Source organism: Roseburia sp. AM51-8, assembly GCF_003478275.1.
GTDB lineage: Bacteria > Bacillota > Clostridia > Lachnospirales > Lachnospiraceae > Pararoseburia > Pararoseburia lenta.
Genome location: NZ_QUEY01000005.1, coordinates 26,953 through 42,102, shown reverse-complemented (window position 1 = coordinate 42,102; position 15,150 = coordinate 26,953). Strand labels below are relative to the sequence as shown.

Genomic DNA, 15,150 nt, shown 5'->3' with positions numbered 1-15,150 from the left:
GCGAAAAGATCGGCGGTGCGAAAAAAGACCTGTGGAAAGACCGCGGGCTGTATGCGGATGATCTGGAAGCCATGAATGAGCGCGAAGCCGAAAAATTTGTGAAAAAGGATAATGTCTGGAAAAAGCCGGACTATGCAGCCATGCTGGAGGAAGGGATTCCTCTTGGCGTGGTCTATTTTATCAAAAAAGCGAGGGACGGCTTAAACGCTTCCCCTCAGTATTACCGCACGGATGACACCCCGGAAAAACGGACCGCGAGACAAAAGGAATATATAAAAACAGTCCGGGAATTGCAGACAGTGCTTTCAGATGTCCGTACTGTGGAGGATGCCATAAGAGCCTATGACCGCTTTTTCGCTGACAATGGATACTTAGAAAAGGTACAGGGCTGGGGAAGCGGAATCCATTACCGGGCAACGAAAAAGGGACAGGACAATCCCGTGATCACAAACAAATTGTCCAATACCATGCTGATCCGCTCGGCTGAATATTTTGAGCGCAACTTTGCTCAGAAAGCAAAAAAGGAACAGTTTTGTGTTTCCAAAGAGCAGAAAATACCGAAAGGTTATGCGATCCACTTCAACGACGGGAAACAGACCTATTCTAAAAATGGGGACTGGAAACCCGGTACCTACTATGTGACAAAAGGCTATTCGATCCTGCGGACCAATTTTGAGACCAAAGAAGCTGCCCTGAAATGGGTGCAGGAACTTGCCAAAGGCAGGAACAAAAACGGAAAGATCCGTTTTGTCCCTCCACAGCTTGCCCATGTCAAACGTACCGGACCGGATTATCGGAATGGCGTGGAGATCACCGGACAGCATTATCTTGATACCTTTGGGTTCCGCGGCGGTGAGTTTGGAAACTGGATGAACCAGAACGACCGGCAGACCTCCCTTAACATGGGATTTGAAGCACTAAAGGATCTGGCGTCAGCCCTTAAGATCAGCGATAAAGATATTGCTTATCAGGGAACACTTGCTATCGCTTTTGGTGCAAGAGGCAGTGGCAATGCTGCAGCTCATTATGAACCTTTGCGTACAGTCATCAATCTTACAAAAATGCACGGGGCCGGTTCCCTGGCACATGAATGGTGGCATGGACTTGACGATTATCTTGGTACAAAGATGGGAGCAAAAGGGATGCTGTCAGAACAGCCCCACCTCTATGCGCCGTTCCAAAAACTCATTGACACCATGAAGTATAAACCGGAAACACCGGAACAGGCAGCAAAGCGCACGGAAGCACAAACAGAACGCACCCGGAAAAATGCGGCAAGCTGGCTGGATTCCTCGGTTCTTGCCTCCCTGAAACGGTATGGCAATGAGGAACAGATGGAAACCTACGCAGTCTTGCGGGAAGCATTTTTGTCCGGCGAACCCGGCTCTGTGGAACAGATCAGCGCATTTAAGAAGAATGTTACCGGCCGGGTAATTCCCAAAAGTGAACGGGAACGGCTGGAAATTTTTGAGCGTATGCTTTCCGGGATGCAGGCGCAGGAAGCTCCGCAGATTGGACGGACGGAAACTGATTTTTACCGTAATTCGGTACGCATGGGAAAAGAATGTGAAAAAGACGGCGGTTATTGGGACAGCAATGTGGAAATGACAGCCAGAGCCTTTGCCTGTTATATCAAGGACAAACTGCCCTACACATCGGATTATCTGGCAGGCCATGCCGACTGTGCCCTTACCCTGGTTTCCGGTAAAGACGGAGAAATGGAGGTATTGAAAGCCTTCCCTGTGGGGGAAGAACGCCGTGCAATCAACGCTGTTTTTGACGAGATCATTCAGGATTTGAAACGGGAACAGCTATTGACCCATGCCGATGTAACGCTTCCCCTCTCTGTTTCTGAACTTCGTGAGGCGGCGGACGGGCAGCTATCCATGTTCGGCGTCGGCCGTCCTTCCGTGATGGATCAGCTTGCGGCAAACAGGCCGGCAGATAAAAAATCACCGGCACAGACGTTTTCCAGAAAAAACCACGAGCCGGAAATATAGCAGGAGGTGAACAGCATTTTGGAAGAAAATAAAGATTATCATGCCTACCGGTATGGCGACCACTTGACGCCGGGATTGGAGCTTAAAATTGAGCACAGCGTAGTTTGTGAAAATGTGGATATTTCTACACTGATCACAATGGGAACAGATAGCCTGGAAGCCATGCGCCAGGGAAGTATCGACGGGGAGCAGAAAGCCTATGAAATCGTGGTGGCTGCCGCAAAACAGTGGGAACAGCAGGCAGCGGCAACACAGACGATCAACCGGGCTTTGGAATATCTTCGTACACCTGAGATTGAACATACCGGCAATCAGTGGAAAGACACCGATAACTGGAGGGCGGATCAGAAAATCAGCAACCGGGTCTATCAGATGACCTGCAGTATTTGGGAAGATACGAAATATGACAGGGAAACAAAACAGAGTATTCCGGTTGCCTGGTATGTGACATGGGAAGTCCGTATTCATTCCCCGAAGCAGGGATATGGAGAAAAGATTGCCGGACAAAACCAGAAACGATATACAGATAAGAATGCAGCCATAAAATACCTGGACGGGCGGAAGAAAGCCTATTCCCATTTATTCACGGAAATTTCCCCGCCAATTCCGAAAGAATATGAGCGTCATTTTATGGTTCATGGCACTCTCTTACCTGGTTATACGGTTGAAGGACTGGAACAGACCAAAACGGAACATGCCGCCGCCGAGGTTTCGGAGGGCGGTATTTTTACGCCCCAAAACCAGGAGAAGCCTTCCGTCCTGGGGAAGCTCTCTGTGGCAAAAACCCAGGAAAAAACGCCAGCCGCTCCCGGTATGGCAATGAAAAAGAAGGAGGATATACAGTTATGAAAGTGTTAATGGTAGAGCCGGGCAAGTCCCCTTATGCTGCGGAGATTGAAAGCGGTCTGAAATCTTTGCAGGCGGCAGTGGGTGGAGACATTCAGGCGGTCTATCCGTATGAGGACCCGGTGGCTCTGATCTGCAATGATGAAGGCAAGCTGATGGGACTGCCTCTGAACCGGGCTCTCTTTGATGATGACGGCCACGTTTATGATATTGTGTCCGGGAATTTTCTGATCGTTGGTCTTGGCGAGGAAGATTTTACAGACCTTTCCCCGGACTTGATGGAGAAATACGGGGAGCAGTTCAAGTACCCTGAAAAATTTGCAAGGATTGCCGGCGAGATCATTGCAGTCAAGCAGCCTGCAACCAATGAACACCGGGAAAAACCGATGATGCACCATTCCGGCCCGGATTTGTAGAAAGAAAGGAGCCAATTATGTTAATGGCAGTAAATGAACCTTATGCCCTTATGGTGCAGCCGGACGATATTCTGATCTCTCCCCGTGAGGTAGATGAACATTTTGGGACGATGGTATGCTTCCATCCCCGCTATGCGCTGGGCGACCATCACAACTATATGGACAAAGACGACTTCCTGCGGGAAATGTATTTAGATACCGTAGGACATGATGAAGCCGGCATGAAACGCTATGAACGGATGGTAAACATTGTAAGCAGCCGTTTCCGGCATGGACCAAAGACAGAGGAACGGGCGATCGATGAAGCAATGCAGAAAGTAATTTCGGAAAAGTATCTGATGCTCCCCCTCTATCTCTACGACCACTCAGGTCTTGCCATGAGTACAGAAAGTTTCTCAGGCAGGGCCCCTCATGCAGAATGGGACAGCGGACAGGTCGGCTGGATCTATGTTTCCAAAGAAGATGCCCTAAAGGAATTTGACGCTGACAAGATGACCGGCGCCATCCGGCAGAAAGCGGACGCACTGATGCGCAGTGAAGTCGCCGCTTACGATTCCTATCTGCATGGCGAATGTTATGGGTTTGAGCTTTATAAAAACGGGGAGCTGTCGGATAGCTGCTGGGGCTTTATGGGTAACTTTTCCGATGTGTTGAAAGATATGGCGGAATACCTCCCGGATGAGTGCAAAGGGATGGTCGATCATCTGGAGGAACAGGAACGCCCGGCTACGATCATCAAGACGCTTTTGAAACATGCTAAAATTCAGGTCGATCAGGCAGCAAAAGCCTTTGAACACGCTTCCCGACAGCAGGTTCTTGGGGAAAGCCGGTAAAAAGTTATTTCCATATTATAAATACCGATTTTATCAGAAAGGAGGATGCTCTTGCAGGAAGATCTCGAACAACGAACGGTTTCTGTTTCTATACAGGCAGCAAAACTGTCAGGGCGGGTACTGCGTGCGGCTATTGCTGCGGTACTCCAAAAGATGGAACAGGAACGCACAATGCCAAAAGTCGGGCGCAACAGCATGAAGCGGCTGACTTATAAAGACCCCGGAGCCAATACCATTGAAGTTTCAGGGCGAATCCGCTCTTTTGAACGGTATGCCAGGAAACATCAGGTACGCTACCATATAGAAAAGGAACTTGGGACCGATCCCCCAAAATGGACGGTATATTTCAAGGCAAACCAGGCGGATGCACTGACGGCAGCTTTTAAGGAATATACGAAGAAAGACCTTACACGCAGCACCAGACCGTCGCTGCTTACACAGCTTCATAAGTTCAAAGAACTGGCGCAGTCGCTTGGCCGTGACCGTGTAAAGAACAAAGAACACGGAGGACCGGAACGATGAAGATTGATGCAGAAACACTGAAAAAACAGGTCATTCTCCATCTGCCTTATATTCTGTTCCTTCTGGTATTTGCCAAGCTGGGCGAGGCGGTGCGTCTGGCTCCCGGAGCAGACGCTTCCCAAAAGCTGTTAGGACTGTCCGAAGGCTTTGCCCTTGCGTTTCAGAGTATGTGGCCGGGAGCGGCAATGGACTGGCTGATTGGTTTATGCGGTGCAGCCATTATGCGGCTGGCAGTCTATCTTAGAGGGAAAGACGCTAAGAAATACCGCAAAAATGTGGAATATGGTTCTGCAAGATGGGGAAATAAAGCCGATATTGCCCCATTTATGGACCCAAAGCCGGAAAACAATATCATTCTTACCCAAAGTGAAGGACTGATGTTAAACGGACGGCCCAAAAATCCGGCCAATGCAAGAAATAAAAATGTACTGGTAGTCGGAGGATCAGGTTCGGGAAAAACGCGCTTTTTCATCAAGCCCAATCTGATGCAAATGCACAGTTCCTACGTCGTCACCGATCCGAAAGGTACAGTCCTTGTGGAATGCGGAAAGATGTTGCAGCGAGGCACACCAAAGCTGGACAAGGACGGAAAGCCTATGCGTAATGAAAAAGGAAAGATTATCTATGAGCCCTATAAAATACGGGTATTCAATACGATCAATTTTCAGAAAAGTATGCACTTTAACCCATTCGCCTACATTCATTCCGAGAAAGATATTCTGAAGATCGTCACTACCCTGATCGCCAATACCAAAGGCGAAGGAAAAGCCGGAGACGATTTCTGGGTCAAAGCAGAAACCTTGCTTTATACGGCACTGATCGGATATATCTACTATGAAGCTCCGGTAAACGAACAGAATTTTGCCACACTGGTAGAAATGCTGAACGCAATGGAGGTCCGTGAGGATGACGAGTCATTCAAAAATGCCGTTGACCTTCTCTTTGACGCTCTGGAACAGAAAGACCCGGATCATTTTGCCCTGCGTCAATATAAAAATATAAGCTCGCTGCCGGAAAAACAGCGAAGTCGATCCTTATTTCCTGTGCTTCCAGACTGGCTCCTTTTGACATTAAAGAAGTCAGGGAAATTACCATGTATGACGAGCTGGATCTGGATATGCTGGGGGATGAACGGACCGCTCTTTTCCTTATTATGAGTGATACGGACGGAACCTTTGCATTTTTGATCAGTCTGATCTATTCCATTTTGTTTAACCGCTTATGCGAGCGGGCGGATGATGTATATGGGGGCAGGCTTCCCATCCATGTGCGCTGCCTGATCGACGAGGCGGCAAATATCGGGCAGATCCCGAACCTGGAGCGTCTTATGGCGACCATCCGAAGCCGTGAGATCTCTGCCTGCTTGGTGCTGCAGGCGCAAAGCCAGCTCAAAGCCCTGTATAAAGACAACATGGACACCATCATCGGTAACTGTGACGCCTCTCTTTTCTTAGGAGGCAAAGAAGAAACTACCTTAAAAAGCTGGAACTCCCTATTAGGGAAAGAGACTATTGATCTGTATAACACCAGTGTCACAAAGGGAAATCAGGAATCCCACGGACAAAATTTTCAAAAGCTGGGAAAGGACCTGATGTCGGTGGATGAACTGGCAGTTATGGACGGGGGCAAATGTCTGCTGCAGATCAGGGGTGTGCGGCCGTTCCTCTCCCGGAAATACGATATAACCAAACACCCAAATTACAAACTGCTTTCCGATTTTAATGAGAAGAACGCTTTTAATATCGAAAAGTTTCTTTCTACCCGGATGCCGATGCGTCCCGGTGAACGATACCGTAATTATGAAGTCACAGCCGAAGATCTGGCTTCCCAGACTTTATAGAGTTGTTCCTGCCTGTCAAAGCATGACGCCCTGGCAGGCTTTGTTTTTGTCACGATGAAAGGAGGATATTTTGAGGATTCGTGATTCTCCCTGAAAAGTAAATAACCGCAGGATTTTTCCTGCCCCATGCCGCCGTGCTGTTTGAAACAGATTTTTTTCTAAAAACAGTGCGGCGGCTTTTTTTGTTTCCGGCCTGATACGGCCATATCACAAATTAAAATTTCTGAAATTAAAGGAGGAACATTATGGCATTTTTTGCAAGCGCGATTGATACTTTGAAGATCCTTGTGATCGCCCTGGGCGCAGGTCTGGGCGCATGGGGTGTTGTAAACCTTCTCGAAGGTTACGGAAATGATAACCCAGGTGCAAAATCCCAGGGGATCAAGCAGCTTATGGCAGGCGGAGGTATCGCTCTGGTTGGTGCAACGCTGATCCCGCTGCTTTCCGGCCTGTTCGGTTAAGGGCTGACTTATGGGCAGTCTGTTTGAATGGATAACAGACTGGATTAAAGAGGGCCTGATCGATGCGATCACCGGACAGTACACCAGTATTTTCAACTCCGTCAACAATCAGGTTGCGGATGTGGCAAATCAGGTAGGACAGACCCCGCAGGGCTGGAATGGCGGCGTGTTTTCCATGATTCAGAATCTTTCAGAAACCGTCGTCATTCCCATTGCGGGCATGATCCTGACCTTTGTTCTGGTGTATGAACTGATCCAGATGATTCTCGAAAAGAACAACATGCACGAATTCGATACATTCAACATCTTCAAGTGGATTTTCAAGACTTTTGTTGCCACTTACCTGCTCACCAACTGTTTTACGATTGTGATGGCGGTCTTTGATGTGGCCCAAAATGTGGTGTCGCAAAGTGCCGGTGTCATAAACGGGAACCTGGATGTGCAGGCGGCGTTGTCTGATCTGAAAACCCAGCTTGAAGCAATGGGAATGTGGGAACTGATTGGACTGTGGCTGGAAACCAACATCATCAATCTGTGTATGTGGGTACTGTCCATCGTGATCTTTGTCATTGTATATGGCCGTATGATCGAGATTTATTTAACCGTGAGCCTTGCACCGATCCCGTTTTCCACAATGGCAAACCGGGAATGGGGACAAATGGGAACCGGGTATCTGCGTTCCCTTTTTGCCCTGGGCTTTCAGGGGTTTTTGATCCTGATCTGTGTTGCCATTTATGCAGTGCTGGTCCAGTCTATCCCATCGTCCGGCGACGTGCACGGCGCGATCTGGGGAACGGCGGGTTATACGGTACTGCTGGCTTTTGCCCTGTTTAAGACAGGTTCGTTATCCAAATCCATATTTAATGCAAGATAGCATGAACAAAACCAATTCTAAAAAGGAGGATTTTATATATGAGTAAAACCAATACAGAAAAAATGGCGCCGGAGACACAGACGCCGGAAATGGCAAACGGCATGAAGCTGGATGTCCGCGTGCGTCCGATTGCCCCAATGGGAAACCTGCTGGCGTTTGCCAATGTTACGATTGGCGGATGCTTTAAGATTGACGGCTTCCGTATCTGTTCCAGTGAAAAGGGGCTGTATGTCAATATGCCCGCAACCCAGGATAAGGGAGGCAACTGGAAAGATGTCTGCTGGCCGGTTACGGCAGAGTTCCGCAAGCAGCTCAACGATGCCTTAATCGATGGGTACGGGCAGGCTATTGAAAATTTGCAGGCAACTCTTGAAGCGACAAAGGGAGCAGCGGAAAAACCTTCCCTGACCGGTGCATTGAAAGAAAATGCCGGTAAGGTCAAAGAACAGCCGGCCAAACCGGCCACATCTAAGAATGAGCAGGCTCGCTAATGCCGGAAACGAAACAGTACGGCATTATCTATGCCGATCCGCCCTGGCATTATGACAGGAAACATGGAAGCGGCGTTGCGGAAAACCATTACCCCACAATGAGCATTGAAGAAATCTGTGCCCTGCCGGTATCGGAACTTGCCGCAAAAGACAGTGCCCTTTTTCTGTGGGCGACCTTCCCGCAGCTCAATGAAGCCTTCCGGGTGATCGATGTCTGGGGATTCAAATATAAAACGCTGGCTTTTCTATGGCTCAAACAGAACCGGAAAGCGGATAGCTGGTTTTATGGCATGGGCTTTTGGACCCGCTCAAACGCGGAGGTCTGCCTGCTGGCAACCAGAGGCCGTCCGAAACGCCAATGTGCGGGAATCCATCAGTTTGTGATCTCCCATATTGAGCAGCACAGCAAGAAACCGGACGAGGTGCGGGATAAGATCGTAAAACTCATGGGCGATCAGCCAGAGTGGAACTGTTTGCAAGACAAAAGACACCCGGCTGGGATGTATGGGGCAATGAAGTGAACTGTACGCTGACTATACCGGAGCGAAAGGGGTGATTTTGATAGAACAAGATGCAAAGCGGCTGCTTATGGAACGGCTGGACGAGTGTTTGAAGGTTCATGCGGATATGCTGGATGCACAGAACATCGGCAGTATTTACGAGTTACAGGGACTTTCGGAACTCCACTATTATCTGAAGGTTGAGCATGTATTTACTCCGGCGGAAGTAGAGGCGCTTCTTTCTTTTCAGGACCCGTTGGATGTAGCCCGATGGTGTTGGGAAGAAAATAACCATGAACACAGTTTCCCGATCTGCGATCTTCTCAAAGAAATTGATGCAGCGCAAAAATTTGAACATTTCACAAGCGAACCTTCCGCACAGGACAAATATACGCTCCTGATGAAACGGCTGGGACAGAATTACTTTGCTTACAGGGAAAGCCTTATGTCAAGAGATAAGGAATCCTTAATTGAAAAAGCTGCTGAAATTACAGCCATGCAGGAGGCGTATTCCTATCTGACAACAAAGTTTGAGTTCAGGGATGAAATGCTGGATGATGTGCTGGCGCTTGAGAATCCTTTGAAATACTTTGCAGACCGTTGGCTTATGCCGGTTTCAGATGTGTTCGACGTGGATATGGATATTCGGGAAAATATTGCCGGAATCCGAGACAGCCAGGAATACCTGTGTCAGAGAGAGCCGGCTGTTTCTGTCCTGGCACGGCTGCAAAATGCGGCTCAGGAAGTGCGGGAATGTCCGGCTGCGGAGAAAGCGGTACGCGATTTTGGTGCACGCTAATGGACCGGAAACTATATTACGATGGGAGGTGTATAGATGCCTTATGTACCTGTACCAAAGGATTTAACCAAAGTTAAGACCAAGCTGGCCTTCAATCTGACGAAGCGCCAGCTTATTTGTTTCAGCCTTGCCGGGCTTGTCGGCCTTCCGGTGTATTTCTTTACCCGCGGGGCGATCGGGAACTCGGCGGCTGTACTTTTGATGATCGGGCTGATGATGCCCTTTTTCTTCTTCGCCATGTATGAGCGTGACGGGCAGCCGGCAGAAAAGATTTTGAAGAACCGGCTCCGTTATAAGCTCTGGCCGAAGGACCGTCCATACAGGACGGATAACCTGTATAAATCTATGTCAAAGAAGGAGGTTACAAAGATTGCCAAAAAACAAGCAGCAGGAAGCTCAGGAAAAGCGTCTGCAAAAAAACATCAGGCAGGCCAAAAAGACCAGAGCCGATGCAAAGCAGGGCAAAACTAAGTCTGCCCGTTCCAAGCCGTCTAAAAAAGGCGGCTTTTTTGCCGGGCTGAAAGCAGATGCCCCGCAGACGGTCCAGCAGAGCATTCCCTACCGTGAAATGTACCGGGATGGGATCTGCCGGCTGACTGATACCCTTTACACCAAAACGGTGCAGTTTTTTGATATTAACTATCAGCTTGCACAGGCAGATGATAAAGCACAGATCTTCGAGGGTTACTGCGATTTCTTAAATTACTTCGACGCCTCGATCCATGTGCAGCTTACCTTTATCAACCAGCGGGCCAATATGCAGGATTTTACCAGAAGCATTGACATCCCTCCCCGCGGCGACGAGTATGACGGAATCCGCAGGGAATACGGGGATATGTTAAAGAACCAGTTGCAGAAAGGAAATAACGGTCTCACCAAACGTAAATACATTACCTTTGGGATCGAGGCAGATGACCTGCGTACTGCGAAAATGCGTCTGGAACGCATTGAAACGGATGTGCTGGCAAATTTCAAGACCCTTGGAGTCCAGGCAAGATCCTTAAACGGACTGGAACGTCTGGAGCTTCTTCACAGCCAGCTTCACCCGGACGGTCAGGAAAAGTTTCATTTCCAGTGGTCGGATCTGCCTAAGACCGGTCTTTCTACCAAAGACTTCATTTCCCCATCCGGGCTGTCTTTTTCAAAGGATGGAAAGACATTCCGGGTAGGCGATCATTCCGGTGCTGTCTCCTTTTTGCAGATTTTGGCGCCGGAGCTTACCGACCGGCTTTTAGCGGATCTTCTTGACTTAAACGACGCCGTGACCGTCAACCTGCATATCCAGTCTATCGACCAGGCGCAGGCGATCCGAAACATCAAGCGTAAAATGTCGGACCTGCAGAAAATGACCATTGAGGAACAAAAGAAAGCGGTCCGATCTGGGTATGACATGGACATCATTCCCACCGACCTTGCCACCTATGGAGAAGAAGCCAAAAATCTTTTGCAGGATTTACAGAGCCGCAATGAGCGCATGTTCCTTGTGACGGTACTGGTGGAAAATATCGCTGCCAAACGTCAGAAGCTGTTCAATGATATTTTTGCCGCTTCGGGTGTGGCACAGAAATACAACTGTGCCTTAAACGGCTGGATTACCAGCAGGAACAGGGGCTTATGTCCTCGCTTGCTCTTGGTACGAACCAGATTGAGATTGAGCGCGGGCTTACGACTAGCAGCACAGCGATCTTTGTACCGTTTACCACCTGTGAACTGTTCCAGGAGGGCGAGGCATTGTATTACGGCCTGAACGCCCTTTCCAATAACCTGATTATGGCGAACAGAAAAACGCTGAAAAACCCCAATGGGCTGTTTCTCGGTACCCCAGGAAGCGGCAAATCTTTCTCTGCCAAGCGTGAGATCGTCAATGTGTTCCTTCTGACGGAGGACGACATCATTATCGCCGACCCGGAAAATGAGTATGGGCCGCTGGTACAGCAGTTCGGTTCCCAGGGGCAGGTCATTGATATTTCCCCTACTTCCACGAACTACATCAACCCGATGGACATCAATCTGGACTATTCCGATGATGAAAACCCGATCACTTTGAAAAGTGATTTTATCCTGTCGCTGTGTGACCTTATCATCGGCGGCAAAGAAGGACTTTCCCCCATTGAAAGGACGATCATCGACCGTTGTACCAGACTGGTGTACCGGGAATACCTGCAGGACCCGTGCCCGGAAAATATGCCGATCTTAGGTGATCTTTACGAGCTGCTTTTGAAACAGTCTGAACCGGAGGCACAGAATATCGCAACGGCGCTGGAAATCTATGTCAATGGTTCCCTTAACGTGTTCAACCACCGTTCCAATATCCAGATGGATAAACACCGGGTACTGTGTTTCCAGCTTAAGTCACTGGGAAAAGCCTTAAAGGAAATCGGGCTTTTGATCATGCAGGATGCGGTGTGGAACCGTGTCACGGCCAATCGCTCCAAACATAAAACAACCTGGTTCTATATCGACGAATTCCATCTTCTTTTGAAAGGGCAGACAGGAAGTTTCAGCGTGGAGATCTGGAAACGCTTCCGTAAATGGGGCGGAATCCCATCAGGTTTAACGCAGAATGTCAAGGACCTTCTGGCTTCCCGTGAGATCGAAAATATTTTTGAGAACTCGGACTTTATCTATATGCTCAACCAGGCCCAGGGAGACCGTCAGATTTTGGCAAAGCAGTTGGGAATCTCCCCGCACCAGCTTTCGTATGTGACCCATTCCGGTCCCGGCGAGGGGCTTTTGTTCTTTGGAAATGTGATCATCCTTTTGTGGACCACTTCCCGAAGGACACACTCTTGTACAGCGTGCTTACCACAAGACCGGATGAAGTAGCGGGGACCAAAGCGTGAGACAAAAATTAAAATGGATCGGAGGTGAGAACAATGGCACACGACAGGGAATTTCAAAGGAGGCGCAAAGATACCCGGATGCCGGTGCGTGATTCCCACGGGGAGGATCAACCGGCAGCCAGGCAGACCGAACAGAATTTTGACCTGCGCAGGGCACGGGACACCCCTTCTTCTGTCAACGGCAAGACACACAGGCAGGACATCCCTGTACAGACGGAATTTTCCCATCTGTCACCGGAAACACCGGCGTCCTTGCTGGAACAGGGCGAAGCGTATGCAACCGCTTTGGATGGTTTTTCGGAACACTTTGAGACACCGGATGCTACCAGGACAGCGCCCCCGATACAGGACAACGTGCGAAGCAATTTCCGGCAGGAGGCTTCCAGGCGTTCTTTTGTAACAGAGGATGTGACAGACCATGATACCGGAAAATATGCTCCTTCTTCCGAAGGCTCAGCCCCACCGAACGGCACAGACAGATCCGGTCAGGAACACCGTTACCGAACACACCAGCATGGGAACAAATATCAGCAGCGTTTTCAGGAAGCGGCACAGGCGGAGGAACAGGCAGCGCAGAAGGAAAAGGGTATGGATAGCGAACCGCCGAAAACATCCAAACTGGAATTTACTGCGGATGAACTGCCGCCGGAGCCAAAGGATAAAAAGCTCACCCATGCAAGACGGAGGGCGGAACGGACTGCACAAAAAGCAGAGCAGGCACAAGACCGTCTGCCAGCCCGGAAGAAACTGCGCATGGAGACGGTTTCCGACCCGGAGACCGGAAAAGCCAAAAAACACTTAAAATTTGAAAAGGAGGTTAAATCCCAAAAGGCCCATGTAAAAGGACCTGTACCTCTGCGTCCGGTCAAGGCGGGCGCCAATACTGCCATTGGTTACGCTCATAAAAAGATTTATGAGGCAGAGGATGAAAATGTGGGGATCAAGGCAGCCCACCGCTCTGAACTTGTGGGCGAGGCGGGGCTTCGCACGGCATATCACCGGCATAAAACTGCCCCCTACCGAAAGGCAGCGAAATTACAGCAAAAATCAGCAAAGGCAAACGCAAGACTTGCCCACCGGCAGGCTCTTAGCGACCACCCGGAGTTGAAGAAACATGCGATTGCCCGGATGTGGCAGAAACAAAAACTGAAAAGGCAGTATGCCAAGGCTGCCCGTGAAGCCGGGAAACAGGCCAAAAATGCCGCAGTCGCAACAGAGAGGGTCAGCGTCGGTATTGTCCATGCGGTCAAACAGCACCCTGTGATCTGCCTTGTTCTCCTGCTTCTCCTTTTGGTAATTTTCCTGATCATGTCCCTGTTTTCTACATTCTCCAATATCGGAACCGGCGGTCTGGGAAGTCTGGCTGCTTCTACCTATCTTGCAGACGATCAGGACATCAATCAGGCGGAGCTTACCTATACCGAGTGGGAAACAGATCTGCAAATGGAAATAGACCGGGTGGAATCAGACCGCCCCGGCTATGACGAATACCGGTATAACCTGGGCGCGATCGAGCATGACCCGTATGTGCTGATGGGGTATCTGACTTCTGCTTATCAGGGATTTACTTACGATGAAGTGGAAAGCGTGCTGCGGCAGCTTTTTCAGGAACAATATACCCTGTCCTTTTCAGAAGAAACCGAGATCCGTTATCGCACAGAAACTTCCGTTGACCCGGAAACCGGGGAAGAAACCCAGGAGGAAGTGCCTTATGAATGGCGCATCTTAAATGTCAAGCTCACAGTCACACCTCTGGAAAACCTGGTCGTTTCCCGGATGAACGCAGACCAGAAAGAGATCTGCGAGATCCTGCTGCAGACAAAAGGAAACCGCCAGTATGTCAAAAATGTCTTTGGCACCAACTGGCTTCCTTATGTGACCAGCTACTACGGCTATCGGGTACATCCCATCAGCGGGGAAAAGAACTATCACACCGGTGTGGACATCGGGATGCCGGAGGGCACAGAGATCCTTGCCGGGCATGACGGAACGGTCACCCTTGCGGGAAATGCCGGCGGTTATGGCTTGTGTGTCGCTATTGAAGGCGAGGCATACGAAGAACATACCCTGACGACCAAATACGGGCACTGTTCCCAGATCCTTGTTTCTGCCGGGCAGGAGGTCAAAGCCGGGGATGTGATTGCAAAGGTCGGGAATACCGGAAATTCTACCGGGGCCCACCTGCACTTAGAAGTCCTGGTTGACGGCCAGTATTTGAATCCCCTGTATTTTGCCGATACCGGCGATACCAGCGAACGGCACCTGCCGGAAGTTGGTTCAGGCGGCACAGGAAACTACTTCGATTATGACATTCCACCGGAAGCCCTTGCAGATGAACAGTTTGCCGCAATGATGGCCGAGGCGGAAAAATATCTTGGCTATCCGTATGTATGGGGAGGCGCAAGCCTTCCACTTCCTTTGACTGTTCCGGCTATGTGTCCTGGGTAATCAACAACTGCGGCGTTGGCTGGAATTTTGGAAGGCTGACCGCGGATGGTCTTTTAGGTGTATGTACGCCGGTATCAAGTGCGGATGCAAAACCGGGCGACCTGATCTTCTTCCAGGGGACCTACAACACCAGCGGCGCAAGCCATGTAGGGATCTATGTGGGAAATGGAATGATGATCCACTGTGGAGACCCGATTTCTTATGCAAACATCAATACAAGCTACTGGCAGCAGCATTTTTATACATTTGGGCGTCTGCCTTAACAGATTGGAGGTAA

General features: G+C 49.6%; 10 protein-coding genes and 4 pseudogenes. All 14 read left to right on the top strand.

Translation table 11 applies throughout. The features are described 5' to 3' along the window. Positions 1 to 71: 71 nt before the first annotated feature. The 14 genes and pseudogenes from DW996_RS10790 to DW996_RS10725 all read left to right on the top strand — a co-directional run bounded on the left by DW996_RS10790 (position 72) and on the right by DW996_RS10725 (position 15,136). The gene (locus DW996_RS10790; protein WP_223387514.1) at positions 72 to 2,000 is read left to right on the top strand and encodes an LPD1 domain-containing protein; all 1,929 of its coding nucleotides are present in this window, start codon (positions 72 to 74) and stop codon (positions 1,998 to 2,000) included. Between the two features lie 18 nt (positions 2,001 to 2,018). Continuing rightward, a complete protein-coding gene (locus tag DW996_RS10785; protein ID WP_118427274.1) occupies positions 2,019 to 2,849 on the top strand; it encodes a hypothetical protein in 831 nt (276 codons plus the stop codon). Then, positions 2,846 to 3,262, top strand: coding sequence for a DUF3846 domain-containing protein (locus DW996_RS10780; RefSeq protein ID WP_064786913.1), 417 nt, complete (start codon positions 2,846 to 2,848; stop codon positions 3,260 to 3,262). The genes DW996_RS10785 and DW996_RS10780 overlap by 4 nt, the downstream gene beginning before the upstream one ends. A gap of 17 nt (positions 3,263 to 3,279) precedes the next feature. Then, positions 3,280 to 4,095, top strand: coding sequence for a hypothetical protein (locus tag DW996_RS10775; RefSeq protein WP_117442480.1), 816 nt, complete (start codon positions 3,280 to 3,282; stop codon positions 4,093 to 4,095). Between the two features lie 51 nt (positions 4,096 to 4,146). Further along, entirely contained in the window at positions 4,147 to 4,617 is a 471-nt protein-coding gene (locus tag DW996_RS10770) for a PcfB family protein (RefSeq protein ID WP_029731785.1), read from the top strand. Next, a pseudogene (locus DW996_RS10765) lies at positions 4,614 to 6,457 on the top strand (VirD4-like conjugal transfer protein, CD1115 family). Before DW996_RS10770 ends, DW996_RS10765 begins: the two are co-directional and overlap by 4 nt. Before the next feature lie 245 nt (positions 6,458 to 6,702). Beyond that, on the top strand, positions 6,703 to 6,918 hold the full coding sequence (locus tag DW996_RS10760) for a Maff2 family mobile element protein (RefSeq protein ID WP_005361081.1): 216 nt from the start codon (positions 6,703 to 6,705) through the stop codon (positions 6,916 to 6,918). 10 nt (positions 6,919 to 6,928) lie between these two features. Then, positions 6,929 to 7,792 (top strand): VirB6/TrbL-like conjugal transfer protein, CD1112 family, encoded by an 864-nt coding sequence (locus tag DW996_RS10755; RefSeq protein WP_117442478.1) that lies wholly within the window; start codon positions 6,929 to 6,931, stop codon positions 7,790 to 7,792. A 38-nt stretch (positions 7,793 to 7,830) separates the two neighbouring features. After that, positions 7,831 to 8,283 (top strand): SpoVG family protein, encoded by a 453-nt coding sequence (locus tag DW996_RS10750; protein WP_117442477.1) that lies wholly within the window; start codon positions 7,831 to 7,833, stop codon positions 8,281 to 8,283. Further along, positions 8,283 to 8,839 (top strand): annotated as a pseudogene (locus DW996_RS10745) (MT-A70 family methyltransferase). Before DW996_RS10750 ends, DW996_RS10745 begins: the two are co-directional and overlap by 1 nt. Before the next feature lie 2 nt (positions 8,840 to 8,841). Beyond that, positions 8,842 to 9,582, top strand: coding sequence for a hypothetical protein (locus DW996_RS10740; RefSeq protein ID WP_330415222.1), 741 nt, complete (start codon positions 8,842 to 8,844; stop codon positions 9,580 to 9,582). Positions 9,583 to 9,618: 36 nt separating this feature from the next. After that, a complete protein-coding gene (locus DW996_RS10735) occupies positions 9,619 to 10,053 on the top strand; it encodes a PrgI family protein (protein WP_071144312.1) in 435 nt (144 codons plus the stop codon). 97 nt (positions 10,054 to 10,150) lie between these two features. Beyond that, positions 10,151 to 12,408 (top strand): annotated as a pseudogene (locus tag DW996_RS10730) (VirB4-like conjugal transfer ATPase, CD1110 family). 50 nt (positions 12,409 to 12,458) lie between these two features. Beyond that, positions 12,459 to 15,136 (top strand): annotated as a pseudogene (locus DW996_RS10725) (CD1108 family mobile element protein). Positions 15,137 to 15,150 lie beyond the last annotated feature (14 nt).

Excerpts from the sequence above, each read along its gene's own strand:
- DW996_RS10760 (WP_005361081.1), top strand. The coding sequence starts at position 6,703 with ATGGCATTTTTTGCAAGCGCGATTGATACTTTGAAGATCCTTGTGATC.
- DW996_RS10735 (WP_071144312.1), top strand. The coding sequence starts at position 9,619 with ATGCCTTATGTACCTGTACCAAAGGATTTAACCAAAGTTAAGACCAAG.
- DW996_RS10790 (WP_223387514.1), top strand. The coding sequence starts at position 72 with ATGAATGAGCGCGAAGCCGAAAAATTTGTGAAAAAGGATAATGTCTGG.
- DW996_RS10780 (WP_064786913.1), top strand. The coding sequence starts at position 2,846 with ATGAAAGTGTTAATGGTAGAGCCGGGCAAGTCCCCTTATGCTGCGGAG.
- DW996_RS10750 (WP_117442477.1), top strand. The coding sequence starts at position 7,831 with ATGAGTAAAACCAATACAGAAAAAATGGCGCCGGAGACACAGACGCCG.
- DW996_RS10755 (WP_117442478.1), top strand. The coding sequence starts at position 6,929 with ATGGGCAGTCTGTTTGAATGGATAACAGACTGGATTAAAGAGGGCCTG.
- DW996_RS10775 (WP_117442480.1), top strand. The coding sequence starts at position 3,280 with ATGTTAATGGCAGTAAATGAACCTTATGCCCTTATGGTGCAGCCGGAC.